Origin of the sequence: Streptomyces sp. CA-294286, from assembly GCF_050947155.1 — a bacterium.
In the GTDB taxonomy this organism is placed as follows: domain Bacteria; phylum Actinomycetota; class Actinomycetes; order Streptomycetales; family Streptomycetaceae; genus Streptomyces.
This window is the reverse complement of sequence record NZ_CP192005.1, coordinates 3,595,818-3,619,442: the sequence shown is the minus strand read 5'-3', so window position 1 is coordinate 3,619,442 and position 23,625 is coordinate 3,595,818. Positions and strand designations below refer to the sequence as shown.

Below are 23,625 nucleotides of genomic sequence, written 5' to 3'. Positions count from 1 at the left end.
GAAAGGCTCAGTAGCCGAACGCGCGCGCCGTGTTCGCCGAGATCGCCGACGCCATCGCGTCCTCGTCGACGCCCCGCACCTCCGCCATCGCCCGCACCGTGATCGGAATGAGATACGGCGCGTTGGGCCGTCCGCGGTACGGCGCCGGGGTGAGGAACGGGGCGTCCGTCTCGACGAGGACGAGTTCCGCCGGGGCGACGGCGAGCGCGTCGCGGAGCGGCTGGGCGTTCTTGAACGTGACGGTCCCCGCGAAGGACAGGTAGTAGCCCTTCGCCGCGCAGATCCGTGCCATCTCGGCGTCGCCCGAGTAGCAGTGGAAGACGGTCCTCTCGGGCGCGCCCTCCTCGTCCAGTACGCGCAGCACGTCCGCGTGCGCGTCCCGGTCGTGGATGACCAGGGCCTTGCCGTGCCGCTTGGCGATCTCGATGTGCGCGCGGAACGACCGCTCCTGCGCGGCCTTCCCCTCGGGGCCGGTACGGAAGTGATCGAGGCCGGTCTCGCCCACGCCCCGGACGTACGGCAGGCCCGCCAGCCGGTCGATCTCGGCGAGCGCGTCGTCGAGGGCCGCGTCCCCGCCGCCGGGGCGCGCGCCCTGCCGGGACCAGCCGTCGGGGTCGCCGTGGACGATGCGGGGGGCCTCGTTGGGGTGCAGGGCGACAGCCGCATGGATGTTCTCGTGCGCCGCGGCCGTCTCGGCCGCCCACCGGGAGCCCTTCACGTCGCAACCCACCTGCACCAGGGTGGTCACGCCGACCGAGGCGGCCGTGGCGAGCGCCTGCTCGACCGTGACGCCCTGCATGTCCAGGTGGGTGTGCGAGTCGGCGACCGGCACGCGCAGGGGAGCGGGCGGGGGAGGCGCGCTGCTCTTGTCGGTCGACTTGTCGACACGAGGACTGCCGGATCGGGGGGTGTCGGGGCGGGGGCTCGGGCTCATGCGGTCGATCCTACGAAAGCCGCACGTCGGCCCGGGGCCCCGCGTCCGGCGGCACCCTACTTCCGGTGGAAGGGGTGGAGGAGGTCCGACAGGTGCCAGTGGTGCGGCTCGCGCTTGGGGTCGTCGGCGTCCTCGGCCACCGGGCCGGCCGTCTGCCGGTCGCGGTCCTGGACCTGCTGGATCGTCGACACCTGCCCGGAGCGCATGATCCGCACGACCGTGCCGCCGCAGTTCAGGCAGGAGGGGCGGGAGAGCGGCGAGGGGACGCGCTCCCCGTCGGCCCGGTAGACGACGAAGGGGTGCCCGGAGCCGTCCGTGTGGTGCTCGATCGCGTACGCCTGTTCCCAGCCGTGTCCGCACTTCATGCAGGCGAAGGCGTACGCCTCCTCGACCGGCGCCTGCGTACCGCTGCTCCAGGGGGTCTGCCGCGCCGTGATGCTGCCGGCCGCGCTCTGTGCGATGTCGCTCATGCCAGCTCCTTTCCGCTCACCTTCCAGTGGACGCCTTTTCGGGCGGAAGCGCGACAGACCTGTCGAAACGTGGGGTGCATTTGACGCGGCCCTCAGAAAGATGGCCCACACACGGGGTTGGCTTTACCTTTCACGGCTTCCCTTTGCCCGTACCCGACCCCGACGCCTGGGACCGTGCCGCGTTCTTTGCCGCCACGACCGCGTCGAACACCTCCCGCTTGGGCAGCCCCGCCTCGGCCGCGACCGCGGCGATGGCCTCCTTGCGCCGCTCCCCCGCCTCCTCGCGCACCTGCACCCTGCGCACCAGCTCCTCGGCGTCCAGGTCCGCCGGCCCGGTCTCCGCGGCGCCCTCGACGACGACGGTGATCTCGCCGCGCACGCCCTCCGCCGCCCACTCGGCGAGTTCCTTCAGTGGTCCGCGCCTGACCTCTTCGTACGTCTTGGTCAGTTCGCGGCACACCGCGGCCCGCCGCTCGTCCCCGAACACCTCGGCCATCGCGGCGAGGGTGTCGTCGAGCCGGTGCGGCGCCTCGAAGTAGACGAGCGTGCGCCGCTCGTCCGCCACCTCGCGCAGTCTGCCCAGCCGCTCCCCCGCCTTGCGCGGCAGGAACCCCTCGAAGCAGAACCGGTCGACCGGCAGCCCGGACAGCGCCAGAGCGGTGAGCACCGCGGACGGGCCCGGCACCGCCGTCACCCGGATGTCCTTCTCCACCGCGGCGGCGACCAGCCGGTAGCCCGGGTCGGACACCGACGGCATGCCCGCGTCGGTCACCAGCAGCACGCGTGCGCCGTTCTCCAGCGCCTCGACCAGCTCCGGGGTCCGCGCGCTCTCGTTGCCCTCGAAGTACGACACGACGCGCCCGGTCGTGTACACGCCGAGCGCCTTGGTGAGGTGGCGCAGCCGCCGGGTGTCCTCGGCGGCGATCACCTCGGCCGCCTCCAGCTCCTTGACGAGCCTCGGCGGGGCGTCCGCGACGTCCCCGATGGGCGTCCCGGCGAGCACGAGGACACCGCCGGCGGAGGCGGCGGGGGCAGATGCGGGTGCAGTCGATCCAGTCACACGGCCCATCCTCCCAGGGTGGACGGGCGACGCGCACAGCCGCGTTACCTACGATGGCGCGGTGACCAGTACCGCGCCCCACGCCCCGCACGGGCGGGCCCCCCAGGAGGAGCCGCCCACCTGGCAGCGACGGCTGCGCCGGTTCGGCTACGTGCCGCCCCGGCGGACCGCGCTGCGCGAGCGGCTCGTACCGCCGTACGCGCCCCCTCCGGGCCCGTACTTCTGGTCACTGCTGCGCGTCGGCCCGGCCCTGGGGGACCGGCTCGCCCGGCTCGCCCCGTGGGGCGGGCCGCTCCTGGTGACGCTGCTCGCGGGCGTCATGCGGTTCTGGAACCTGGGCAGTCCCCGGGCGGTGATATTCGACGAGACGTACTACGCGAAGGACGCGTGGGCGCTCGTCAACCGGGGGTACGAGGGGGCCTGGCCCAAGGACGTCGACAAGTCGATTCTCGCCGACCCCGGTTCCGTATCCCTTCCCACCGACCCCGGGTACGTCGTGCACCCCCCGGTCGGCAAGTGGCTGATCGGCTGGGGCGAGCAGCTCTTCGGGTTCACACCGTTCGGCTGGCGGTTCGCCGTCGCGCTGCTCGGCGTGCTGTCGGTGCTGCTCCTGTGCCGGATCGGCCGCCGTCTGTTCCGCTCGACGTTCCTGGGCTGCCTGGCGGGTCTGCTCCTGGCCTTCGACGGCCTGCACTTCGTGATGAGCCGCACGGCGCTGCTCGACCAGGTGCTGATGTTCTTCGTGCTGGCCGCCTTCGGCTGCCTGCTGGTCGACCGCGACCGGTGCCGCCGCAGGCTCGCGGACGCGCTGCCCGTCGACGAGGACGGCGTCCTGCGCCCGGACGCGCACCTCGCCGCGACCCTCCGGATGGGTCTGCGCCCCTGGCGGCTGGCGGCCGGTCTATGTCTGGGACTCGCCTTCGCCACCAAGTGGAGCGGTCTCTACACGCTCGTCGTCTTCGGCCTGCTGACCGTCCTGTGGGACGTCGCCGCCCGCCGCACGGCCGGCGCCAGGCGCCCGTACGCCGCCGTCCTCAAGCGCGACGTGCTGCCCGCCTTCCTCTCCACCGTGCCCGTCGCCCTGCTCACCTACCTGGCGTCGTGGACGGGCTGGATCCTCTCCTCCAAGGGCTACTTCCGCGACTGGGCGAAGGGCCGCGCGGGCCTCTCCCCCGACCACCTGGGCCCGATCTCCCTCCCCCAGTTCGACATGACGTGGGTGCCGGAGTGGCTGCGCAGCCTGTGGCACTACGAGAGCGAGGTCTACTCGTTCCACATCCAGCTGGTCTCGGGCCACACGTACCAGTCCAACCCGTGGTCGTGGATCGTGCTGGGCCGACCCGTCTCGTACTTCTACGAATCCCCGAAGCCGGGGGTCGACGGCTGCCCCGCCACGGAGGCCGAGAAGTGCGCCCGTGAGGTGCTCGCGCTCGGGACGCCGCTGCTGTGGTGGGCGGCTGCCTTCGCCCTGCTGTACGTCCTGTGGCGCTGGTTCTTCCGCCGGGACTGGCGGGCGGGTGCGATCCTCGCCGGGGTCGTGGCGGGCTGGCTCCCCTGGTTCCTGTACCAGGAGCGCACGATCTTCTTCTTCTACGCGGTCGTCTTCGTCCCGTTCCTGTGCCTGGCGGTGGTCATGATGATCGGCGCCATGCTCGGCCCACCGGGCTCCGACGAGCGCCGTCGGACGGTCGGCGCGATCGGCGCGGGCGTCCTGGTCCTGTTGATCGTGTGGAACTTCATCTACTTCTGGCCCCTCTACACCGGCACCACCCTCCCTATCGCGGACTGGCGGCACCGGATGTGGCTGGACACCTGGATCTGACGGCCGCGGGGCCCGGTCCGCCGCCCGGCAGGTCCATACCAGTCCCGTAACGTCGGTCGCTCCTGTCACCGCCACCCCGTAAAGTCACTCTCCGACATCTGCCCGGCACCGACCGTCGGGCGACTCCTGGGGAGGGGACTGCGAGATGCGCAGTGGAGCCAAGGTCGCCATAGTCGGCGGCGCGTTCGTCATCGTGGCAGGCGGAGTGGGGTACGGGGGGTACAACCTCTACACCGGACTCACGGGGAACGACAGCCCCGGCAAGGGCGGCAACAAGCACCTGGCCGGGGGCGCCGCCCCCCAGAAACCCACCGGGCCTCCCACCTCCGCCGAGGTCAAGAGCACCGCCGACGCCTTCTTCGCCGCCTGGTCCAAGGCCGACACCGACGCCGCCGCCGGACTCACCAACAACGCGGCGACCGCGTCCTCCACCCTCGCCTCGTACTTCGGCGAGGCCCACATCTCGGGCCTGAAGATCACCCAGGGGACGCCGACCGGCGCGAAGGTGCCGTTCACCCTGACCGGCAAGGTCTCCGCGAACGGCGAGCAGACGCCGATCTCCTACGCCTCGTCCCTCACGGTCGTCCGCGGCAAGACCACCGGCAACCCGCTCGTCGACTGGCAGCCGACGGTCGTCCACCCGGAGCTGAAGAAGGGCGAGACCCTCAAGACGGGCACCGCCTCCGCGCCGCCGATCGAGGCCGTGGACCGGAACGGCCGGGAGCTGACGAAGGAGAAGTTCCCCTCGCTCGGCCCCGTCCTGGACGAGCTCCGCAAGAAGTACGGCGAGAAGACCGACGGCAAGCCGGGCGTGGAGCTCTACATCGAGCCCGAGTCGAGCACGGACAAGGCTCCTCGGACCCTCCTCACCCTCTCCAAGGGCGAGCCCGGCAAGCTCCGCACGACCCTCGACGCGAACGTCCAGGCGGCAGCCGAGAAGGCGGTGGCCCGCTACAAGGGCGGGTCCGTCGTCGCGCTCAACCGGCAGTCCGGCGCGATCCGGGCCGTCGCGCACAGCGCGGGAGGCGAGTTCAACCCGGCGGTGAGCGGGGGTACGGCTCCGGGCTCCACGATGAAGATCGTGACCGCTGCCATGCTGATGGAGCAGGGCCTGGCGTCCCCGTCCAAGCCGACCGACTGCCCGAAGACCGCCATGTGGCAGGGCCGCACCGTCGAGAACCTGAACGGCTTCGAGCTGGGCAACGTGCCGTTCTCCATGAGCTTCGCCCAGTCCTGCAACACCGCCTTCATCAAGCTCATCGACGACTCGACCAAGATCGAGCCCGGTGGGCTCGCGAAGATCTCCCGCACGGTCTTCGGCATCGGCGCGAACTGGCAGACCGGCATCTTGACCCGCGACGGCAGCGTCCCCGACGTCTCCGGCGGCACGGAAGCCCTCCAGTACATCGGCCAGGGCCAGATCCAGATGAACCCCCTCAACGTCGCCTCCATCACCGCGACCGCCACCACCGGCACCTTCCGCCAGCCGTACATCGTCGCGCGGGAACTCGACGACCGGGAGTTCGCGAAGCCCTCCGCCTCGCTCTCCCCCGCCACCGTCTCCGGCATCCGCTCGATGATGAACCTGACCGCCACCAGCGGTACGGGCAGGAAGTCCATGCTCTCCGTGAGCGGGAACAAGGGCGCCAAGACCGGCTCCGCCGAACTGGGCGGCCAGAAGAACCCCAACAGCTGGTTCACCGGGTACGCGGACGACCTCGCCGCAGCCGCCACCGTCCCCGCCGGCGGTCATGGCGGCGACGCCGCGGGCCCGATTGTCGCCCAGGTCCTCAACGCCCGCTGACCCAAGGACCCTTCGCATTGCGACCTACCGCCGCCCCGGCCTTTCCCGCCCAGGCGGTTCTGCGCTCCACGGCGCATCCGGCTCGATGTCAGCGGCTGGTCCTGCCGGCAGAACAGTCGGCGGTGGTGATCGCGTACGCGCAACCACCGATCCTCGCATTCACGCCGCACTCGCCCGCCTCGCCTCCTACGCTCAGCGGCATGCCGAGCACTCTGCGTTCCGCCGCCGCCGTCCTGTTCCTCTCCGCCGCCCTCCTGGTGACCGGCTGCACGAACGAACCGCCCGCGTACTACTCCGGCAGCACCTCCGCCGGTCCCGTCCCCCTCGAAGCGGCGCAGCGCGCCGAACGGTTCCGCACGGCCGGGGGCGAGGAGGCGATCCAGGGCGTGGACAGCAAGGGCGAGGCGGAGGGCGTGCCGCGCGTCGTCGTGTGGTCGAAGGACACCGAGAGCGACGCCGAGCACTTCGAGAAGCTCAAGCCCGCCCTCATCGACTTCCTGGAGGAGAAGGAAGGGCTCAAGACCCCCAAGGGCTACCTCCTCGACATGTACGGCGGCGACGGCAAGCTCCTGCACCGCCTCGACGCCCGCCGGACCATGCCGTAACCCCCGGCCCGTACGCCGCTCCCGACTCCGCCCTCGCTCCCGGAGGCCCCGGAGACTCCGAGGGTCCGGAGGTCCGGAGACTCCGGGCTGCCGCCTAGCCGCTCGCCGGGCCCCCGGCGGGCGTGTCCCGGCCGCCACCTCCGCACCCGTCCCCGCCTCGTTCGCCACCGCAACGCGGGCACGCGCACAACGGGTACCGGCCGCCCGCTTCGAGCGGGGCCGCCTTCCGGTCGGGCTCGTACGTGGTGCGCGGCCCCCACGTGCGGCCCCCGTCCCGGGACACCCGGAGGGTGAGGACGGGCCCGAGTCCGCGCGGCGCCCGCGTACCGCCCGTCACCACGTTCCCCCGTACCGCTGCTGCCGCGCCCGCAGCCAGGCGACGACCTCGGCCCGCTCCTCGTCGGTCGCCGGACGCAGGTTGCGGGCGTCGATGCTCGCCACGAACCGGGTGAACCGCACCCGCCGCCACGTGCCCTCCAGACCCAGCACCTTGCCGGGACCGTAGATGTCGGTCTCGGTGTGGGCCACGAACTCACCCTCCGGGAACGGGACTTCCATTGCGCTCACCTCTCGCTGTGTGTGCCGAACACCTCACACAGTGACGTCACTCTCGCTACCCTCGGTAGTGGTTTGCGTGTGACAACGCGGAGCGTAAGGGAGTTGATCTACGTGGCCATCGAGGACAACCCGATCTCCCGGGAGAAGTACGGCAAGCAGCTCAAGCTCAAACGCGAGGAACTGGGCCTCACCCAGGAGGAGCTGAGCGAGCTGACGATCATCTCGCGCACCCACATCGCCCACATGGAAGCCGGGCGGCGCAGGCCGACGGTGGACGACGCCCGGCGGCTGGACAAGGTGTTCGGGGGGAACTTCTTCGAGGAGTTCCTGCCGACCCTGGACGGCAAGCGGGTGGCGGAACACTTCAAGGAGGCGCTGGAGTTCGAGGGCCAGGCCACGGTCATCCGCGAGTACGCGCCGAAGCTGGTACCGGGGCTGCTCCAGACCGAGGAGTACGCGCGTGAGGTGCTCAACTCCGGGTCCACGCCGAAGAACGACGAGGAGCGTGACAAGCTCCTCGCCACCCGGCTCGACCGCGCCCGCATCTTCGACGACTTCGACTCGCCGCTGTTCTGGGCGATGCTGGACGAGTCGGTGCTGCGGCGCCCCATCGGCGGTCCGGGGATCATGTGCCGCCAGCTCCGGCACATCGCGGACCTGGGCGAGAGCCGCCGGATCAGGGTGCACGTGCTGCCGTACTCGGTGGGCGCCCATTCCCTGCTGGAAGGCGACGTCAAGCTCATGTGGTTCGACGAACTTCCTCCCATCGCCTACACGGAGGGATTGCGGTCGGGACGCGTATGGGAACTTCCCTCCGTGGTCCGGCAGTGTCAAGTGGCCTACGACCACGCCCTGGGAGACGCCCTGTCACACCGGGAATCCCTGGCCATGCTGCGGTCCGTGGCAGAGGATTACGAACATGAAGCGCTCCAAGCAGACCATCCCTGACGCCTCGCTCCTGACCGCCTGGCGCAAGTCCTCCTACAGCGGCGGCAACAGCGGTGAATGCCTCGAAGTCAGCGACGCCTGGCGCAAGTCCACGTACAGCGGCGGCGAAAGCGGCGACTGCCTCGAAGTGAACGACGACGCCTGCGCCGCCCACCTCCCCGTCCGTGACAGCAAGAACCCCACCGGTCCGGCGATCCTCTTCCCGGCGACCGCCTGGACCGCGTTCGTCGATTCGCTCAAGTAGGCCCTCGGGCAGGTCCCCGGCGCGGTGGGTCGGGCGCGCGTCCCGCGTGGCCGGCCGCCGCCCCGGGCGGGGCCTCAGGTAGCGAATAGGTAAAGACTCCACCGCATGGCGCATCCATTTGCCCCGCGCAAGCGTCACATGTGCAGGCGGCCGCCTTATGTGACCGCATATAAAGGGCATTTGGAGCATCCACGTTGAAAACTGGAATTCAGGCGGTCTGCCGCATATCGGCAACCCTGGTCACCGCCGGATCGGTCGTCACCGCCGGAGCGGTCGTCGCTCCGGCCGCGCACGCCGCGCCTCCCAAGGCTCCGTCCATCGTCGCCAAGGGCGGGTTCCTGATGGACGCGGCGTCGGGCCGTACGTACTTCGGCAAATACGCCGACACCCGGCTCTCGACCGGCTCGACCACGAAGATCATGACCGCTCAGGTGGTGCTCTCCACCAAGGGGCTCAACCTGGACACCAAGGTCACGATCCAGAAGGCGTACAGCGACTACATCGTCAGCAAGGGCGCGTCCTCAGCGCGGCTCATCGTCGGTGACAAGGTCAGCATCCGTCAGCTGCTGTACGGGCTGATGCTGCCGTCCGGCTGCGACGCGGCGTACGCGCTCGCCGACAAGGTGGGCACGGGGAAGACGCGCGAGGCACGCGTGAAGTCGTTCATCGGGAAGATGAACGCCACCGCGAAGAGCCTGGGCATGAAGAACACCCGCTTCGACTCCTTCGACGGCATCAGCAACGGGTCCAACTACTCGACCCCGCGCGACCTCTCGAAGCTCGCCGCGCAGACGATGAAGAACAACCACTTCAAGGCGATCGTGAAGACGCGGTCGACGACCCAGCGGGTCACCACCAAGAACGGTGGCTACCGCAACATGTCGTGGACCAACACCAACAAGCTGCTCGGCAGCTACTCGGGTGCGATCGGCGTGAAGACCGGTTCCGGCAAGCAGGCGAAGTACTGCCTGGTGTTCGCCGCCACCCGCGGCAAGCGCACGGTCGTCGGCGCGGTGCTGGCCTCGACCAACGAGGTCAACCGGACGGCGGACGCGAAGAAGATCATGGATTACGGCTTCAAGCTCTGATCCTGCCGCCCGGCCCGGGTACCCCTTCCGGAGAATGTCCCGCTCACAGGCGTGAGCGGGACATTTTTCCGTGCCCTTTGCCCCGCCCGCCCCCGTTCCCCGCCTCCGTTCCCCGACCCCCGCCTCAGCCCAGCGCCGCCCGGACCCCCTGGATGAGGGCGAGCGCGCGCGGGTCCGCCGTGACGCCCTGGCGCAGCCCGTTGGTCACGTAGCCGAGCGCGATCCCGGACTCCGGGTCGGCGAAGCCGAGGGAGCCGCCGCGTCCGGGGTGGCCGAAGGAGCCGGGGCCGAGCAGCGGCGAGGCCGAACCGTGCAGCATGAAGCCCAGGCCGAAGCGGGTGTTGACGACCAGGACCCGGTCGGGGCCCGAGGACTCCTCGGTACGGGCGAGGGTGAGCGTGGCGGGGGCGAAGAGGCGGGGGCCGTCGTCGACGGGGCCGATCATCGCGGCGTAGCAGCGGGCCAGTGCGCGGGCGGTGGAGATGGCGCCGGATGCGGGGAGTTCGGCGGCCCGGTAGGCGGGGTCGTTCTCGTCGGGCAGCGGGTCGATGGCGCCGAACGCGCGGCGGGTGAGGGAGGCCGGGTCGGCGTAGGCGTCGCTGACGGCACGCTTGGGGCGGAGCTTGAGGCCGCCCTCGGCCGCGGGCTCCTCGACGGGCGCGATGCGGCCGACCCGGTGGGACTCCTCCTGCGGCAGTCCGATCCAGAAGTCGAGGCCCAGCGGGCGGGCGATCTCCTCGGCGACCCAGCGGCCGATGGTGCGGCCGGTGACCCGGCGGACCAGCTCGGCGACGAGGAAGCTGTACGTCTGGGCGTGGTATCCGTGGTCGGTGCCGGGTTTCCAGGCGGGGGCCTGGGCGGCGACGGCGCGTGCGCCCGACTCGCCGTCGCGGGCCTCGGCGGGCGTCAACGGGCGGTCCAGTACGGGAACTCCGGCCCGGTGGGAGAGAAGGTGGCGCACCAGGACGCGTTCCTTGCCCGCCGCCTTGAACTCGGGCCAGTAGGTGCCGACGGGCGCGTCGAGGTCTATCTGTCCGCGCTGGTGGAGGAGGAGGGGGACGGCGGCGGCCACGCCCTTCCCGGCGGAGCGCACGACCTGTGCGGTGTCGAGCGCCCACGGGACGCCGCTCTCGACGTCGCGGGTGCCGCCCCAGAGGTCGACGACCTTGCGTCCGTGCCGGTAGACCGCCACGGCGGCGCCCCGGTCGCCGCGGTGCCGGAAGTTGCGTACGAAGGCATCCCGCACCGGTTCGAAACCGGCCGTCACCGTGCCCTGGACGTCCACGCCCGCTTCACTCTCCCTCTGCCGCCCGACCCCGTGCGTGCTGCGCCGCCCCGCACACCCCCATGGTGCTACGGGGCACTGAAGGGGACGCCGCAGGGGTAGCACCGGGGGAACGCACACATATTCGCACCGGGAACGGGGGAGCATAAGGAACATTGGGCGCAAAAGCTGTGAAAGGAGGCGGGCCGATGTCCCGCACCGCCGAGGAACCCTCAGTGCCGGGCACCGTCCGACCCGCCTTCGAAGTCCACCTGTGCGGCCGTCTGGTCACCGATGCCCCGATCAGCCCACGCATCCCGGTCGCCCTGCGCTACGACCCGGACGCCGACCCGCGCACCGTCGAGGTCGTCCTCCAGCACCCGGGCCCGGGGCAGAAACCGGGCCGGCACGCGTGGGCGTTCCCCCGGGCCCTGCTCGAAGCGGGCCTGCGCTCCCCCGCGGAACAGGGCGACGTGCGGATCTGGCCATGCGGCCGGGTGCAGGCGGTACTGGAACTGCACGCGGGATACGGGGTGGCTCTCGTACAGCTGGACTGCGCGCCGCTGGTGCGCTTCCTGCGGCGCACGTACGCACCGTCGGTCACCTGACGCATCCGGCGCGTCACGTGAAGATCCGGTGGTACGAGTTGCCGGGCGTGTGGTGCGCGGAAAGCATGGGGGCATGCGCGTGCCCACGAACGACGACGCCGAGCCCACCGCCACCGGCACGGCGGCCACTCCGACCAGCGCCTACTCCGGATATCTGCGCTTCCCGCACCTGCACGGCGACACCCTCGCCTTCGTCGCCGAGGACGACGTCTGGGTCGCGCCCCTGGCCCCCGCCGGGCAGACACCCGGGCGGGCGTGGCGGCTGACCGTGGACCGCACCCGGGTCGGGCATCCGCGCTTCTCGCCGGACGGGACCCACCTCGCGTACACGTCCTGGCGCACCCTCGACCCGGAGGTCCACCTCGCACCCGTGGACGGCGGCCCCTCCCGCCGGCTGTCGTACTGGGGATCGACGGACGCCCGGGTGTGCGGCTGGACGCCGGACGGGCAGATCCTCGCGGTGTCTTCGCACGGCCAGCCGTTCTCGTACTTCACCTGGGCTTACACGCTGCCCACCGACGGCAGTCCCGGCGGCCGGCTGCCCTGGGGGCCGGTCTCCGACATCGCCGCGACCAACTCGCTGCCCGGCTGCGACGGCGTCACCCGCACCCTGCTCCTCAACGGCAAGCCGCCGCACGAGCCGGCCGCGTGGAAGCGCTACCGGGGCGGCGCCACCGGCCGTCTGTGGCTGCACGGCGACCGGCTGCTGCCCGACCTGAACGGGCACCTGGACAGCCCCATGTTCGTGGGCGGGCGGATCGCGTTCCTCTCCGACCACGAGGGCATCGGCAACCTGTACTCGTGCCTGCCCGACGGCAGCGACCTGCGCCGGCACACCGACCACGACGACTTCTACGCCCGGCACGCCTCCTCGGACGGCTCCCGGGTGGTCTACCAGTGCGCGGGCGACCTGTGGCTGGTCGACGACCTCGCACCGGACGCGGTGCCGCGCAAGCTGGAGGTACGGCTCGGCGGGCCGCGCACCGGGCGGCGCGGCTACCAGATCCAGGCGGCCGGGCACATCGGCGGACTCGCCGTCGACACCACCGGGCGGGCGAGCGCGGTCTCGGTGCGCGGCAGCCTGTACTGGCTGACCCACCGCGACGGCCCGGCCCGTACGATCGCGGACACCCCGGGGGTACGGGTGCGGCTGCCGGAGATGCTGGGACCGAGCGGACAGGTGGCGTTCGTGACGGACGCCGAGGGCGAGGACGCCGTCGAGATCGCGTACCTGCCGCGCGCCACCGGAACCCGCGCGCCGCGCCGGCTCGCCACCGGCCAACTGGGCCGCGTGCACGAGATGGTGGCCGACCCGGACGGCGGACGGCTGGCCATCGCCTCGCACGACGGGCGGCTGCTGCTGCTGACCGTGACGGAGGGCGAGGAGGCCCTCGGCGAACTGGTCCGCTCCGTCAACGGGCCCGTCCGCGACCTGGCCTTCTCCCCGGACGGGGCGTGGCTGACCTGGTCGCATCCGGGCATCGGCCGATCGCTGCGGCAGATCAGGATGGCCCGCATCAGCGACTCCCTCGTCATCGACGTCACCAACGGGCGCTTCGAGGACGAGAACCCCGTCTTCACGAGCGACGGCCGCTATCTGGCGTTCCTGTCGTGGCGGGGCTTCGACCCCGTGTACGACGTGCACACCGGCGACCTGTCGTTCCCGCTGGGCTGCCGGCCCTATCTGGTGCCGCTGTCCTCGGCGACCCCGTCCCCGTTCGCCCTCTCCCCCGAGGGGCGTCCGGCGGCGGGCGGCCTGGACGCGGACCAGGCCGCCGAGGGCGACGGCACGGTCCACGTGGAGGTGGAGGGCCTCGCGTCGCGGGTGTCGCCCTTCCCGGTCGCGGCCTCCAAGTACTCCTCCCTGGCGGCCGTCAGCGGCGGCGGCCTGGTCTGGCTTCGCTGGCCGATCTCCGGCGCGCTGGGCGAGACCTTCGCCAACCCGGCCGACACCTCCGGCCGCCCCACCCTCGAACACTTCGACCTGGCGAAGGCCCGCAGGACCGAACTCGCCGCCGACCTGGAGTGGTTCGCGATCAGCGGCGACGGGACGCGGCTGATCGTCGTCGAGGACGGCGAGCTGCGCGCCGTGCCGGCCACCGAGCGGGGCGACGGCGACACCACCGTCCACCTCGACATGCGCCGCATCCTGCACGACGTGGACCCCGCCGCGGAGTGGCGGCAGGCGTACGCGGAGGCGGGCCGCATCGTCCAGGCGTACTTCTGGGAACCGGAGATGGGCGGCATCGACTGGGCGGGCGTGCTGGAGCAGTACCGGCCGCTGGTCGAACGGGTCGCGTCCCCGGACGAGTTCGCGGACCTGCTGCGCGAGGTCCTGGGCGAACTCGGCACCTCGCACGCCTACGTGTCGGCCGCGCGCCGCAACGAGGGCCCGCCCCACTACCAGCGGGCGATGGGCCTCCTGGGCGCCAACTTCTACGTCAAGGACGGCAACTGGACCGTCTCGCGCATCCTGCCCGGCGACTCCTCGGACTCCAAGGCGCGCTCCCCGCTCGCGGGCACCGGCATCCGGGTGGGGGCGGTGCTCACCCATGTGGACGGGCGGGCCGTCGACCCGGTCACGGGCCCCTACCCGCTCCTCGCGGCGGCCGGCGGCACGACCGTCGAACTGACCTTCCTGCCCGAGGCGGCGGAGGGCCGCGAGGCCCGGCCGCGCCGGGTCGCGGTCGTCCCGCTCGTCGACGAACGGCCCCTCCGCTACCAGGACTGGGTGGCCAAGAGGCGGGAAGTCGTCCGGGCCATCAGCGGCGGCACGTGCGGCTACCTGCACATCCCCGACATGGGCGGCTCCGGCTGGGCGCAGTTCAACCGCGACCTGCGGCTGGAGATGTCCCGCCCGGCGCTGATCGTCGACGTACGCGGCAACGCCGGCGGGAACATCAGCGAGCTGGTGATCGAGAAGCTGACGCGGCGGATCCTCGGCTGGGACCTGACCCGCAACGCCGAGCCCGTCTCGTACGCCTCGAACGCGCCCCGGGGGCCGGTGGTCGCCCTCGCCGACGAGGCGACGTCCTCCGACGGCGACATGATCACCGCCGCGTTCCGGCTGCTGAAGCTGGGGCCGGTCGTCGGACAGCGGACCTGGGGCGGCGTCGTCGGCATGACCGGCCGCCACGCACTGGGCGACGGCACGGTCATCACGGTGCCGATGAACGCGGCCTGGTTCGACGAGTACGGGTGGGCCGTGGAGAACCACGGGGTCAGCCCGGACATCGAGGCGCTGCGCACCCCGCTGGACTGGGCGGAGGGACGGTACGCGGTACTGGACGACGCGGTGAAGGTCGCCCTCGACCTCCTCGCCTCCCACCCGGCGGCAACCCCTCCGGACTACACCTCCGTCCCCTCCAAGTCCCGCCCGCCCCTCCCGCCCCGCCACTAGCTCTTCCGCGCCGGCCCCGGGGGCGCCGGGGCACCTCCCTGCACGAGCGAAGCCGACTGCGTGGGGGAGGGCGGGCAAGGGGGCGGCCCCCACCGGAGGTGCACCCCCGCCCCTCCCGCCCCGCTGACGCCCCGGTCAGCCCCGTACGCCCACACCCCATCCCATACCTCCGTCCGCGACTACACCCCCCGCCCACCTCTCCGCTCGTCCGCCGCTCCCCCCGCCCCCACCAAGCCCCTCCGCACTGCGCCCAATCGCGGCCCGAACCTGCGCATCTCCCGCTGCCCCACCGTCCCGACGACCCCCGGCAGGTACCCGCGCACCGACTGCATGCCCCGCAGCCACCACTGCGCGTACACATGCGCCGACCGCCGCTCGATCCCGGCGACGAGCCGGTCCACGGCCGGCCCCAGCGGGTACGTCCGGTTGGCGGGCCAGGGCAGCCGCCGCCGCAGCTCCCGCATCACCTCGTCCTCGTCCGCGCCCCGCACCATGTCCGTGTCGGTCCACGACAGATACCCGACGCCGACGCGCACGCCCCGGTGGCCGACCTCCGCGCGCAGGCAGTGCGCGAACGCCTCCACCCCGGACTTCGACGCGCAGTACGCGCTCATCATCGGGGCGGGCGTGATGGCCGCCAGCGACGCGATCTGGAGGAAGTACCCCCGGCTCTCCATCAGCACCGGCAGAAAGGCCCGGGCCGTCACCGCGCCCCCGATCAGGTTCACCTCGATCACCCGCCGCCACGCCTCGGGGTCGGAGTCCACGAACGGGCCCCCGGACGCCACGCCCGCGTTGGCGACGACGATGTCGACCTTCCCGAAGCGCTCCTTCACCTCGGCGGCGACCTGCACCATGGCCTCGTGGTCGGTGACGTCCGCGTGCCACCAGTCGCTCTCGGTGTGCAGGCGGCCCGCGACGTCCTTCAGCAGTTGCGGCTCCAGGCCGACGAGCGCCACGTTGGCGCCCCGCGCCGACAGCTTGCGGGCGAGGAGCTCGCCCACTCCCCGCGCACCGCCCGTGACGACCGCGACCCGACCCTCCAGGCTGTAGCTGTGACTCACGCGATGTCCTCTCCCACTCGTCCCACCCGGCCTTCAGAACCTGCGGCGGCACCCGTAGCCGCTCCTGCCTCGCCCCTCCCGTCCGCGCCGCCTGCCGCACCCGCGAGCACATACGTACGCACCAGCTCACGGAGCTTCGCCGTGACGACCTCCGGCGCCTCCACGGGCGTCATGTGTCCCACCCCGGTGAGCAGCGTCAGCCCGAGCGAGTGCGGCAGCGCGGCCTCGATCTCCCGCGCGTGCACCGGCGGCGTCAGCCGGTCGTCGGCGCCCGCGACGAGGGCGACGGGGACGCCCAGCTTCCGTACGCTCGCGGCCAGTTCGAGTTCGGCGAGTACGTGCGACCAGGCCACCCGCGCGTCCGTCGGGCACGCGTGCACGATGCGCGCGCAGCGCGCGACCCGGTCCGGGGACGTGCCGCGCGCCATCGTGGCGTACTTCAGCACGGCCCTCGAAACCGGTGTCACCGGCCCGAGCGGCGCCCGCGCGCCCAGCACGGCGCGCGTCAGCCGCGTCCGCAGGCCACCGGCCCGCAGCGGCAGCACCAGCGACTCGGCGACGAGCCGCGAACTTCCCGTGCTGCACAGCAGAACCGCCGCGGTGCGCCCGGCGACACCGGGCCGGTCGGCCGCCGCCATGAGGGTCATGCCGCCCATCGAGTGCCCGGCGAGCACGGCCCGCTCACCGGGGGCCAGCGTCGCGGCGAGCACCGCTTCGAGGTCGTCCGCGAGGGCGTCCGTGGAACAGGTGACGGAGGCGGGGGTACGGCCGTGGCCGCGCTGGTCGTACGCGACGACCCTGAACTCCGGTACCAGTGCGCGTATCTGGGCGTCCCAGAACCGGATGGAGCACGTCCATCCGTGCGCCAGCACCACTGTCGGTGCGCCCTCGTTCCCGTACACCTCGACGTGCAGGCGCGCGCCGTCGGCGGAGGTGACGGTCAGCTCCCGGACGTCGCGCGCGGGTCGCGGTATCTCCTCGCCCGCGGCCTTGTGCGTACGCCTGCCCGTGCGGCTCATGCCACGGCCCCCTCGGCGACAGTCCCGGACCCGGCGGCAGCCGTCGTCCCCGCCGACGCGTCCGGGGCATCCGGTGCGGCCGACGCCCGGACCACCTCGTACTCCGCCAGGTTCACCGCCCTCGTCGCCCGCCGGAACTCCGACGTCGTACCGGGCCACACGACGGTGTTGCGGCCGTGGGCGTCCAGGTACCAGCTGTCGCAGCCGCCGGTGTTCCACACGGTGCGCTTCATCCGTTCCTGCACACGCCGGTTCCACGCGCCGACGGCGGAGGGACGCACGGCCAGGGCGACCCGGCCGCCGAGCAGGTCCAACTGCCGCAGGTAGTCGGCCATGTAGTTGAGTTGCGCCTCGATCATGAGGATCATCGAGGAGTTCCCCAGCCCGGTGTTCGGGCCGATGATCGTCATCCAGTTGGGGAAGCCGACCGCGCTCGCGCCGCGCAGCGACTGCATGCCGTCCTTCCACGCCTCGGCGAGAGTGATGCCGTCCGCGCCGACCACCCGGTCGGCGATCGGCAGGTCGGTGACGTGGAACCCCGTACCGAAGATGATCGCGTCGACCTCCGCCTGCGTACCGTCGGCGGCGACCACGGTGGAGCCGCGGACCTCGCCGAGTCCGGAGGCGACGACGTCGACGTTGTCCTCGGCCAGTGCCGGGTAGTACGTGCTGGACAGCAGGATGCGCTTGCAGCCGATCCGGTACGAGGGCGTCAGCTTGGCCCGCAGCACCGGGTCCTTGATCGCCCTGGCCATGTTGGCCTTGGCGAAGTTCTCGACGAACCCGAGTTCACGGGGCCGTTTGGTGAAGGCCCGCACCTGGAGTTCGCGGATGCCCCACAGCAGGGCGCGCCGCGCCTTGGCCGTGGCCGGGACCCGCCGGTGCAGGCTGCGTTCGGCTCCGCTGATCGCGCGGTCCGCCCGCGGCAGCACCCACGGGGGCGTCCGCTGGAACAGCGTCAGCCTGCCGACGCGGGGCTGGATCGACGGCACGACCTGGATGGCGGAGGCTCCCGTTCCGACCATCGCGACGCGCTTGCCCGTCAGGTCGTAGTCGTGGTCCCAGCGCGCCGAGTGGAAGATTTTGCCGGGGAAGGAGCCGAGGCCGGGGACGTTCGGCGTCTTCGGGTCGGACAGCGGCCCGGTCGCCGAGACGACGACGTCCGCGACGAGCGTCCTGCCGTGCGCCGTCTCGATCCTCCACCACAGCTTCTCGGCGTCCCACGTCGTCATCGTCACCTCGTGGCCCAGCCGGATGTGCGGGCGCAGACCGAAGGTGTCCGTCACGTGCTCCAAGTACGCCCGGATGTGCTCCTGGCCCGAAAAGGTGCGCGGCCACTCGGGGTTGGGCGCGAAGGAGAAGGAGTAGAGATGCGACGGCACGTCGCACGCGCACCCCGGGTAGCTGTTGTCGCGCCAGGTCCCGCCGACCGCGTCGGCGCGTTCCAGGACCACGAAGTCGGTGATTCCCTCACGGCGCAGCCGGACGGCCGCGCCCAGACCACCGAACCCGGACCCGATCACCGCCACCCGTACATGCTCGTGCTCGAACTCGGCCATGCCCGACGCCTCCCGCACTCGACATCCACCATCGCGCCAGCAATCACTGGCATGGTGGGGAGCGTAGAGCAGCGGCGTACTGATCGGTAGGGGTCCGGCGAGGGAAAGTTACCGGGGGTACGACATAGGCTTCCGGGCGTGGAAGAAGCATCCGGACCCCGGCAGGCCGAGCAGCGCGCGTCGCGCGAGTACCGCATGGAGGAACTGGCCGAGGAGGCCGGCATACCCGTACGCACCGTGCGCTTCTACCGCGAACGCAAGCTCATCCCCCCGCCACGGCGCGAAGGCCGCATCGCCTGGTACAACGACCACCACCTCGCCCGCCTGCGCACCATCGCCGCCCTGCTGGAACGCGGCCACACGCTCACCGGCATCGCGGACCTGGCCGCCACCTTCGACAGCGGCCGCGACGTCGGCGAACTCCTCTCCCTGGGCGCCGCCCCGGGGACCCCCAGCACCCCGGGCGTCCCGGGCATCACGGGCGCCCCCGGCACCCCGGGGGCCCCGACGGAGGAGGTCCCGGTCCGCCTGACCCCCGAGCAGCTCGCCGACTACTTCGAGGGCGAGGTCACCCCGGAGAACCTGGCGTCCGCGATGGCCCTCGGCTACCTCGCCGTCGACGGCGACGAGGTCGTCCACATCAGCCGCCGCCTGCTGGACGTGTCGGCCGCGCTGGTACGGGAGGGCGTACCGCTCTCCGAGGTGATGGCGGCCGGCCTCCGGGTCCGCGAGCACGCCGACGTCCTCGCCCAGGTCTTCATCGACCTCGTCACCACGCACGACGCGGACCCGCGGCGCCTGCGCCCGCTCGCCAAGAGCGTCGTGGCGGCGGAACTCTCCCTGGCCCTGGACCGCCACCTCGCCCCCTGACGGACCCCGCGCACCCGACGGCCCCGCCCGGACGGCGCCCCCTCCACGACGGCCCCGCGCACAAACGCCACCCGGACGAAGCCTCCCGGGTGCGGAGCACCGGTTGGGCTCCATGCGCAGAGCGCCGCGCCGGGCCCCCACGCGCAGAGCATCGGGCCGGGCCCCCATGCGCAGAGCGCCTCCCGGACGGTGCCCCGCCTACCTCTCGTACACCACCGTCACCGGCGCGTGATCGCTCCACCGCTCCCCGTGCGTCGCCGCACGCTCGACCCAGCCCTTCACCGCGCGCCCGGCCAGCCCGCTCGTCGCCACGTGGTAGTCGAGGCGCCACCCGCTGTCGTTGTCGAAGGCCCGCCCCCGGTACGACCACCACGAGTACGGCCCCTCGACGTCCGGATGCAGCGCCCGTACGACGTCCACGTACCCCGCCTCCTCGAACACCCGCCCGAGCCACTCCCGCTCCTCGGGGAGGAACCCGGACGACTTCCGGTTCGCCTTCCAGTTCTTCAGGTCGGCCTCCCGGTGGGCGATGTTCCAGTCGCCGCACACCACGACCTCACGCCCGTCCGCGGCGGCCCGCTCCTTGAGCCCCACCAGGTACAGCATGAACTCGTCCATGAAGCGGTACTTCTCGTCCTGCTTCTCGGTCCCGACCTCACCCGAGGGCAGGTACAGGCTCGCCACCGTCACGCCCGGCAGGTCGACCTCCACGTACCGCCCGCTCGCGTCGAACTCCTCGCTCCCGAAGCCGATGCGCACCCGCGACGGCTCCTGCCGCGAGTACACCGCGACCCCGGCCCGCCCCTTCGCAGCGGCCGGGGCGAGCACCACGTGCCAGCCCTCCGGCGCCCGCACCTCCTCCGGAAGCTGCTCGGCCTCCGCCCGCACCTCCTGGAGGCACACCACATCGGCGTCGGACCCCGCCAGCCAGGGCACGAAGCCCTTCTTGGCGGCGGCCCGCAGGCCATTCACGTTCACAGAAGTCACAGTCAGCATCCGAAAACCCTACCGACCCACCACTCGCGAACCGCCCCAGCTCCACTCGTACGCTCATCCCATGAACATCCGCCCCATCGCCTACGACCATCCCGACGCGGTCGAACTCAACGACCAGGTGCAGCTCGAATACGCCGAACGCTACGGAGAGAGCGACCTGACCCCGCTCGACCCCGCGATGTTCACCCCGCCCCGCGGCCGGTACCTGATCGCGTACGACGACGAAGGCTTCCCGGTGGCCACCGGCGGCTGGCGCGCCCAGCAGGCGGGCGAGGAGAACTACGCCGACGGCGACGCCGAGCTCAAGCGCATGTACGTCGTCCCGGCGGCCCGCGGCAAGGCCCTCGCCCGCCGCATCCTGGCCCTCCTCGAAGCCGACGCGCGCGCCGCCGGCCGTACCCGCATGGTCCTGGAAACCGGTACCGAACAGCCCGAGGCCATCGCCCTCTACCTCTCCTCCGGCTACACCCGGGTTCCCCAGGCGGACCGCTTCGGCCTCTACCGCACGACCGACGAGAGCCGCTGCTTCACCAAACCCCTGACCCCGCAGCCCCCGACGCACCACGCCACGACACCCATACCCGCGCAGCGCAGGCCCCTGCCGTAGCTCCCGCCCGGTGCCGCGGTGCCGTGACTCCCGTCACCACGAGCCGTCCGGACGGACCCGCCCGCCCCGGTGTGCGCGCCGCGCCGGCGTACACCCGCGGGCGGATTCGGTGGGGATGCGGGGCCCGCGGGCCGGAGGGGTCATACCGTCGCGCCACGCCAATGGGGCACCTGAAGTCGGAAGACAAGGGATTCCACCGCCTCCCGTGCCGCGGTCACCGCCTCGTCGGCGGTCTCGCCGAGCGCACGTGCGTAGGCCACGCGTGACTCCGACGTCTCCAGCCTGCCCACCTCCGCGCCCTCGCGCGCCAGCACGGCGACCTCGGTCACGCCAGGGCGTGCGCGGGCCTCGTCGAGGCCGGACACGCCGTCGAGTACTCCGGCGGCGTCCAGCGAAGCGAACCAGATGGCCGAGCTACGGGCCGGGCGGTCCTCGGCGAGCGCGGCGCGGACGTCCGGCAGGACCTTCTCCCCCAGGGTCTGGCGAGCCGCGCAGTCGTCGACGTCGACGCCGGTCGCCTCCAGGACCAGGTCCGGAATCCGGTCTCCCCCCATGCGGACATGCGTCTCGATCAGCCGGGGCCCCCTGTCGCCGAGGACGATCTCCGTGTGGGTGGGACCGAACTCCACACCCAGGGCGTCGAGCACACCGCTCACGTACCCGTGGATCTGCTCGGACACGTCGGCGGCGACCGCTGCGGGAGACACGTGTCCGAGTTCGACGAAGGACCGCGGATCCGAGAACTTGCGGGTGACGGCCACCACCTGGTGCTCGCCCAGTTCCGAGAACGCCTCGACGCTGAACTGCGGGCCGTCGAGGAACTCCTCGACCAGGACACCCGCGTTCGTCAGTCCGAGGTAGCTGGCACTGGCCCTCGTGAAGGCGTCGGCCAGCTCGCTCTCGTGCCTCACCTTGGTGACGCCGGCGCTGCCCGAGCTGGAGATCGGCTTCACCACACAGGGCAGGCCGCACTGCTCCACGAAGGCACGCAGCTCCGCGACATCGGCGGCTCGGGCGCTGCGGGTGGAGTCCACCCCCGCCTCGCGCAGACGAACCCGCATGGCTTCCTTGTCGTGGACCAGGGACACCGTGTCCGTGCTGTGGGCGGACAGGCCCAGGGCCTCGGCGATCACGGCGTAATGGTCCTGGTCGCGTTCACCGAAGGTGCCGATCCGGGTGAAGGGGTGCAGCGCGTGCACCGCCGCGGCCAGGTCGATCCACTCCTGGTCGGGTGCATCGCTGCGCACGCCGATGACCCGGGCGTTCTCGCCGGGCGCGCGTACCTTGCCTATGTAGTCCAGCTGGCAGATCACCGTCGTCCGGGTGTCCGGCCGAGCGCTGCGGATGCGGGCGGGGAAGTCGCGGCCGGGGCCGACGATCAGGACGTGTTCAGACAAGGCTTCTTGTCCTCTCCGGTCGTCAGGGTTGAAGCAGACTGATGTGTGCGTGATGCGGGAGCCGGGCCGGCGCTAACGCCAGACGGTGTTGTCGTGCCACCACCCCATGGCTTCGGCGAGGAGCTTGCGGACCGCCTCCGCGGTCTCGGCCTGGACGAGAACGCTGGCCACCCCGTCCCCCACGTGCTCCACCCCCTTGCACTGCGCCCCGGGTTCCCGCAGCAGGACGACCTCCGTCCCGGGAACCGGGCAGGGCAGGGCCGGTGGTACGAAGGTCCCCCGCCCAGGGGGCAGCAGCACGTAGCCGACGGCGACCGAGGGGGCCGCGGGCCGGGTGCTGCGACCGAGCGGCAGGCCGCACTGCGCCCGGAGACCCTCCCGCGCCAGGTGAACGCCGAAGGCCCGCTCGAACTGTTCGCCTATCAGGGATCCGCCCGCACGACTGGCGATCTCGCACAGCACCGGTACGCCGTCGAGGCCTATCCACGCCTCCAGGTGAAAGGCGAGCGGCAACTCGGCCCCCGGCAGACTCGCGACGACGTCGTCGGCCATCCGCAGCATGACCGGGGTGCGCTCGTCCTCCGGCGCGAGGAGCACACTCCCCACATGCAGCTGATCACGGATCCGCTCCGCAAGACCTCCGCTGTACTGCCCCGGCCAGGCGCAGACGACCCGGCCCTCGTGCATGATGCCGTCGACGTGGAAGAACTCGCCGGTCACATAGCTCTCGGCCATCCACTGGCCCGGCAGATAGGGCACGTCCGAGGTGCGCCCACGACCGAGGAAGGCGGTCACGTCCGCGGCGGTACGCAGGATCGCCACCCCCTCGGCCCCTGCCCCGGAGCGCGGCTTGACCACGGCGGGGAGGCCCTCGGCCTCGACGAAGCCGAGCAGGTCCTGCGGGCTGTCGACCGCGGTGAACGCGGGGACGCGGATGCCGGCCGCACGCGCCAGTTGCTTCATCACCACCTTGTCCCGGTACGCGGTCGCGGACGCGACGTCCTGTCCCGGCAGGCCCAGGCGGGCCCGCAGCCGGGCGGCGCGCAGCACATCGCTCTCACTCGTGCTCGCGACGAGGTCCACCCCGTGCTCGCGGGCCGCCTCCTCGGCGACCTGCTCCGTGGACCAGGAGTGGTAGTCGTCGACGAGCCTGTGCTGCGGAAAGCACGAGGCCAGGACGGTCTCCGCACCGACGACCGCCTGCGGGGTCGTGATCAGGACGATGTCTTCCGCAGGGCGCTCCAGCCACTCCTGCAAGGGGCGGGAGGTGAGCGGCTGACGGGAGAACAACAGAACTTTGGGCATGTT

21 protein-coding genes are annotated in these 23,625 nt (G+C 72.0%); 10 read left to right on the top strand and 11 right to left on the bottom strand.

The window, feature by feature from the left end:
- Window positions 1–7: 7 nt before the first annotated feature.
- From ACQPZG_RS20905 to rsmI, 3 genes are all read right to left on the bottom strand, one after another.
- Window positions 8–934 carry a TatD family hydrolase gene (locus ACQPZG_RS20905; protein WP_433547268.1) on the bottom strand — a complete coding sequence of 309 codons (927 nt, stop codon included), beginning with the start codon at window positions 932–934 and terminating at the stop codon, window positions 8–10.
- 56 nt (window positions 935–990) lie between these two features.
- The gene (locus tag ACQPZG_RS20900; protein WP_433547267.1) at window positions 991–1,404 is read right to left on the bottom strand and encodes a hypothetical protein; all 414 of its coding nucleotides are present in this window, start codon (window positions 1,402–1,404) and stop codon (window positions 991–993) included.
- Between the two features lie 130 nt (window positions 1,405–1,534).
- Window positions 1,535–2,464, bottom strand: coding sequence for a 16S rRNA (cytidine(1402)-2'-O)-methyltransferase (rsmI, locus tag ACQPZG_RS20895; RefSeq protein WP_433547266.1), 930 nt, complete (start codon window positions 2,462–2,464; stop codon window positions 1,535–1,537).
- 61 nt (window positions 2,465–2,525) lie between these two features.
- Here rsmI and ACQPZG_RS20890 point away from each other — a divergent pair, with 61 nt between their 5' ends.
- The 3 genes from ACQPZG_RS20890 (at window position 2,526) to ACQPZG_RS20880 (ending at window position 6,695) form a co-directional block, all read left to right on the top strand.
- Window positions 2,526–4,286 (top strand): dolichyl-phosphate-mannose--protein mannosyltransferase, encoded by a 1,761-nt coding sequence (locus tag ACQPZG_RS20890; protein ID WP_433547265.1) that lies wholly within the window; start codon window positions 2,526–2,528, stop codon window positions 4,284–4,286.
- 145 nt (window positions 4,287–4,431) lie between these two features.
- Entirely contained in the window at window positions 4,432–6,090 is a 1,659-nt protein-coding gene (locus ACQPZG_RS20885) for a penicillin-binding transpeptidase domain-containing protein (protein WP_433547264.1), read from the top strand.
- A 200-nt stretch (window positions 6,091–6,290) separates the two neighbouring features.
- The gene (locus ACQPZG_RS20880) at window positions 6,291–6,695 is read left to right on the top strand and encodes a hypothetical protein (protein WP_433547263.1); all 405 of its coding nucleotides are present in this window, start codon (window positions 6,291–6,293) and stop codon (window positions 6,693–6,695) included.
- A gap of 333 nt (window positions 6,696–7,028) precedes the next feature.
- Here ACQPZG_RS20880 and ACQPZG_RS20875 read toward each other — a convergent pair whose 3' ends face one another.
- Entirely contained in the window at window positions 7,029–7,253 is a 225-nt protein-coding gene (locus ACQPZG_RS20875) for a hypothetical protein (protein ID WP_433549483.1), read from the bottom strand.
- Between the two features lie 111 nt (window positions 7,254–7,364).
- On the opposite strand from ACQPZG_RS20875, the gene ACQPZG_RS20870 reads away from it, so the two are divergent.
- The 3 genes from ACQPZG_RS20870 to ACQPZG_RS20860 all read left to right on the top strand — a co-directional run bounded on the left by ACQPZG_RS20870 (window position 7,365) and on the right by ACQPZG_RS20860 (window position 9,533).
- Complete coding sequence (locus tag ACQPZG_RS20870; RefSeq protein WP_433547262.1) at window positions 7,365–8,201, top strand: helix-turn-helix domain-containing protein; 837 nt, start codon at window positions 7,365–7,367, stop codon at window positions 8,199–8,201.
- A complete protein-coding gene (locus ACQPZG_RS20865; RefSeq protein WP_433547261.1) occupies window positions 8,173–8,445 on the top strand; it encodes a DUF397 domain-containing protein in 273 nt (90 codons plus the stop codon). Before ACQPZG_RS20870 ends, ACQPZG_RS20865 begins: the two co-directional genes overlap by 29 nt.
- 194 nt (window positions 8,446–8,639) lie before the next feature.
- The gene (locus tag ACQPZG_RS20860; RefSeq protein ID WP_433547260.1) at window positions 8,640–9,533 is read left to right on the top strand and encodes a D-alanyl-D-alanine carboxypeptidase family protein; all 894 of its coding nucleotides are present in this window, start codon (window positions 8,640–8,642) and stop codon (window positions 9,531–9,533) included.
- 124 nt (window positions 9,534–9,657) lie between these two features.
- On the opposite strand, the gene ACQPZG_RS20855 is transcribed toward ACQPZG_RS20860, so the two are convergent.
- Window positions 9,658–10,818, bottom strand: a complete 1,161-nt coding sequence (locus ACQPZG_RS20855; RefSeq protein ID WP_433547259.1) for a serine hydrolase domain-containing protein — start codon at window positions 10,816–10,818, stop codon at window positions 9,658–9,660.
- 188 nt (window positions 10,819–11,006) lie between these two features.
- Between ACQPZG_RS20855 and ACQPZG_RS20850 the strand changes: the two genes are divergently transcribed.
- On the top strand, window positions 11,007–11,405 hold the full coding sequence (locus tag ACQPZG_RS20850) for an SsgA family sporulation/cell division regulator (protein ID WP_433547258.1): 399 nt from the start codon (window positions 11,007–11,009) through the stop codon (window positions 11,403–11,405).
- 73 nt (window positions 11,406–11,478) lie between these two features.
- The gene (locus tag ACQPZG_RS20845) at window positions 11,479–14,805 is read left to right on the top strand and encodes a S41 family peptidase (protein WP_433547257.1); all 3,327 of its coding nucleotides are present in this window, start codon (window positions 11,479–11,481) and stop codon (window positions 14,803–14,805) included.
- A gap of 179 nt (window positions 14,806–14,984) precedes the next feature.
- Here ACQPZG_RS20845 and ACQPZG_RS20840 read toward each other — a convergent pair whose 3' ends face one another.
- The 3 genes from ACQPZG_RS20840 to ACQPZG_RS20830 are packed head-to-tail and all read right to left on the bottom strand — an operon-like array spanning window position 14,985 to window position 18,447.
- Window positions 14,985–15,869 (bottom strand): SDR family oxidoreductase, encoded by an 885-nt coding sequence (locus ACQPZG_RS20840; RefSeq protein ID WP_433547256.1) that lies wholly within the window; start codon window positions 15,867–15,869, stop codon window positions 14,985–14,987.
- Window positions 15,866–16,888, bottom strand: a complete 1,023-nt coding sequence (locus tag ACQPZG_RS20835) for an alpha/beta fold hydrolase (RefSeq protein ID WP_433547255.1) — start codon at window positions 16,886–16,888, stop codon at window positions 15,866–15,868. Before ACQPZG_RS20835 ends, ACQPZG_RS20840 begins: the two co-directional genes overlap by 4 nt.
- Window positions 16,885–18,447 carry a flavin-containing monooxygenase gene (locus tag ACQPZG_RS20830; RefSeq protein WP_433547254.1) on the bottom strand — a complete coding sequence of 521 codons (1,563 nt, stop codon included), beginning with the start codon at window positions 18,445–18,447 and terminating at the stop codon, window positions 16,885–16,887. Before ACQPZG_RS20830 ends, ACQPZG_RS20835 begins: the two co-directional genes overlap by 4 nt.
- Window positions 18,448–18,642: 195 nt before the next feature.
- Here ACQPZG_RS20830 and ACQPZG_RS20825 point away from each other — a divergent pair, with 195 nt between their 5' ends.
- Window positions 18,643–19,317, top strand: coding sequence for a MerR family transcriptional regulator (locus ACQPZG_RS20825; protein WP_433549482.1), 675 nt, complete (start codon window positions 18,643–18,645; stop codon window positions 19,315–19,317).
- 198 nt (window positions 19,318–19,515) lie between these two features.
- On the opposite strand, the gene ACQPZG_RS20820 is transcribed toward ACQPZG_RS20825, so the two are convergent.
- A complete protein-coding gene (locus tag ACQPZG_RS20820; protein WP_433547253.1) occupies window positions 19,516–20,313 on the bottom strand; it encodes an exodeoxyribonuclease III in 798 nt (265 codons plus the stop codon).
- Window positions 20,314–20,374: 61 nt separating this feature from the next.
- Between ACQPZG_RS20820 and ACQPZG_RS20815 the strand changes: the two genes are divergently transcribed.
- Window positions 20,375–20,920 (top strand): GNAT family N-acetyltransferase, encoded by a 546-nt coding sequence (locus tag ACQPZG_RS20815; protein WP_433547252.1) that lies wholly within the window; start codon window positions 20,375–20,377, stop codon window positions 20,918–20,920.
- A gap of 140 nt (window positions 20,921–21,060) precedes the next feature.
- On the opposite strand, the gene ACQPZG_RS20810 is transcribed toward ACQPZG_RS20815, so the two are convergent.
- Window positions 21,061–22,317 (bottom strand): ATP-grasp domain-containing protein, encoded by a 1,257-nt coding sequence (locus ACQPZG_RS20810; RefSeq protein ID WP_433547251.1) that lies wholly within the window; start codon window positions 22,315–22,317, stop codon window positions 21,061–21,063.
- A gap of 72 nt (window positions 22,318–22,389) precedes the next feature.
- On the bottom strand, window positions 22,390–23,622 hold the full coding sequence (locus ACQPZG_RS20805; protein WP_433547250.1) for an ATP-grasp domain-containing protein: 1,233 nt from the start codon (window positions 23,620–23,622) through the stop codon (window positions 22,390–22,392).
- Window positions 23,623–23,625: the final 3 nt, after the last annotated feature.

Bases quoted from the DNA above. Each gene is read 5' to 3' on its own strand.
- ACQPZG_RS20905 (WP_433547268.1), bottom strand. From the start codon at position 934: ATGAGCCCGAGCCCCCGCCCCGACACCCCCCGATCCGGCAGTCCTCGT.
- ACQPZG_RS20900 (WP_433547267.1), bottom strand. From the start codon at position 1,404: ATGAGCGACATCGCACAGAGCGCGGCCGGCAGCATCACGGCGCGGCAG.
- ACQPZG_RS20885 (WP_433547264.1), top strand. From the start codon at position 4,432: ATGCGCAGTGGAGCCAAGGTCGCCATAGTCGGCGGCGCGTTCGTCATC.
- ACQPZG_RS20880 (WP_433547263.1), top strand. From the start codon at position 6,291: ATGCCGAGCACTCTGCGTTCCGCCGCCGCCGTCCTGTTCCTCTCCGCC.
- ACQPZG_RS20875 (WP_433549483.1), bottom strand. From the start codon at position 7,253: ATGGAAGTCCCGTTCCCGGAGGGTGAGTTCGTGGCCCACACCGAGACC.
- ACQPZG_RS20865 (WP_433547261.1), top strand. From the start codon at position 8,173: ATGAAGCGCTCCAAGCAGACCATCCCTGACGCCTCGCTCCTGACCGCC.
- ACQPZG_RS20850 (WP_433547258.1), top strand. From the start codon at position 11,007: ATGTCCCGCACCGCCGAGGAACCCTCAGTGCCGGGCACCGTCCGACCC.
- ACQPZG_RS20845 (WP_433547257.1), top strand. From the start codon at position 11,479: ATGCGCGTGCCCACGAACGACGACGCCGAGCCCACCGCCACCGGCACG.
- ACQPZG_RS20835 (WP_433547255.1), bottom strand. From the start codon at position 16,888: ATGAGCCGCACGGGCAGGCGTACGCACAAGGCCGCGGGCGAGGAGATA.
- ACQPZG_RS20830 (WP_433547254.1), bottom strand. From the start codon at position 18,447: ATGGCCGAGTTCGAGCACGAGCATGTACGGGTGGCGGTGATCGGGTCC.
- ACQPZG_RS20825 (WP_433549482.1), top strand. From the start codon at position 18,643: ATGGAGGAACTGGCCGAGGAGGCCGGCATACCCGTACGCACCGTGCGC.
- ACQPZG_RS20820 (WP_433547253.1), bottom strand. From the start codon at position 20,313: ATGCTGACTGTGACTTCTGTGAACGTGAATGGCCTGCGGGCCGCCGCC.
- ACQPZG_RS20815 (WP_433547252.1), top strand. From the start codon at position 20,375: ATGAACATCCGCCCCATCGCCTACGACCATCCCGACGCGGTCGAACTC.
- ACQPZG_RS20805 (WP_433547250.1), bottom strand. From the start codon at position 23,622: ATGCCCAAAGTTCTGTTGTTCTCCCGTCAGCCGCTCACCTCCCGCCCC.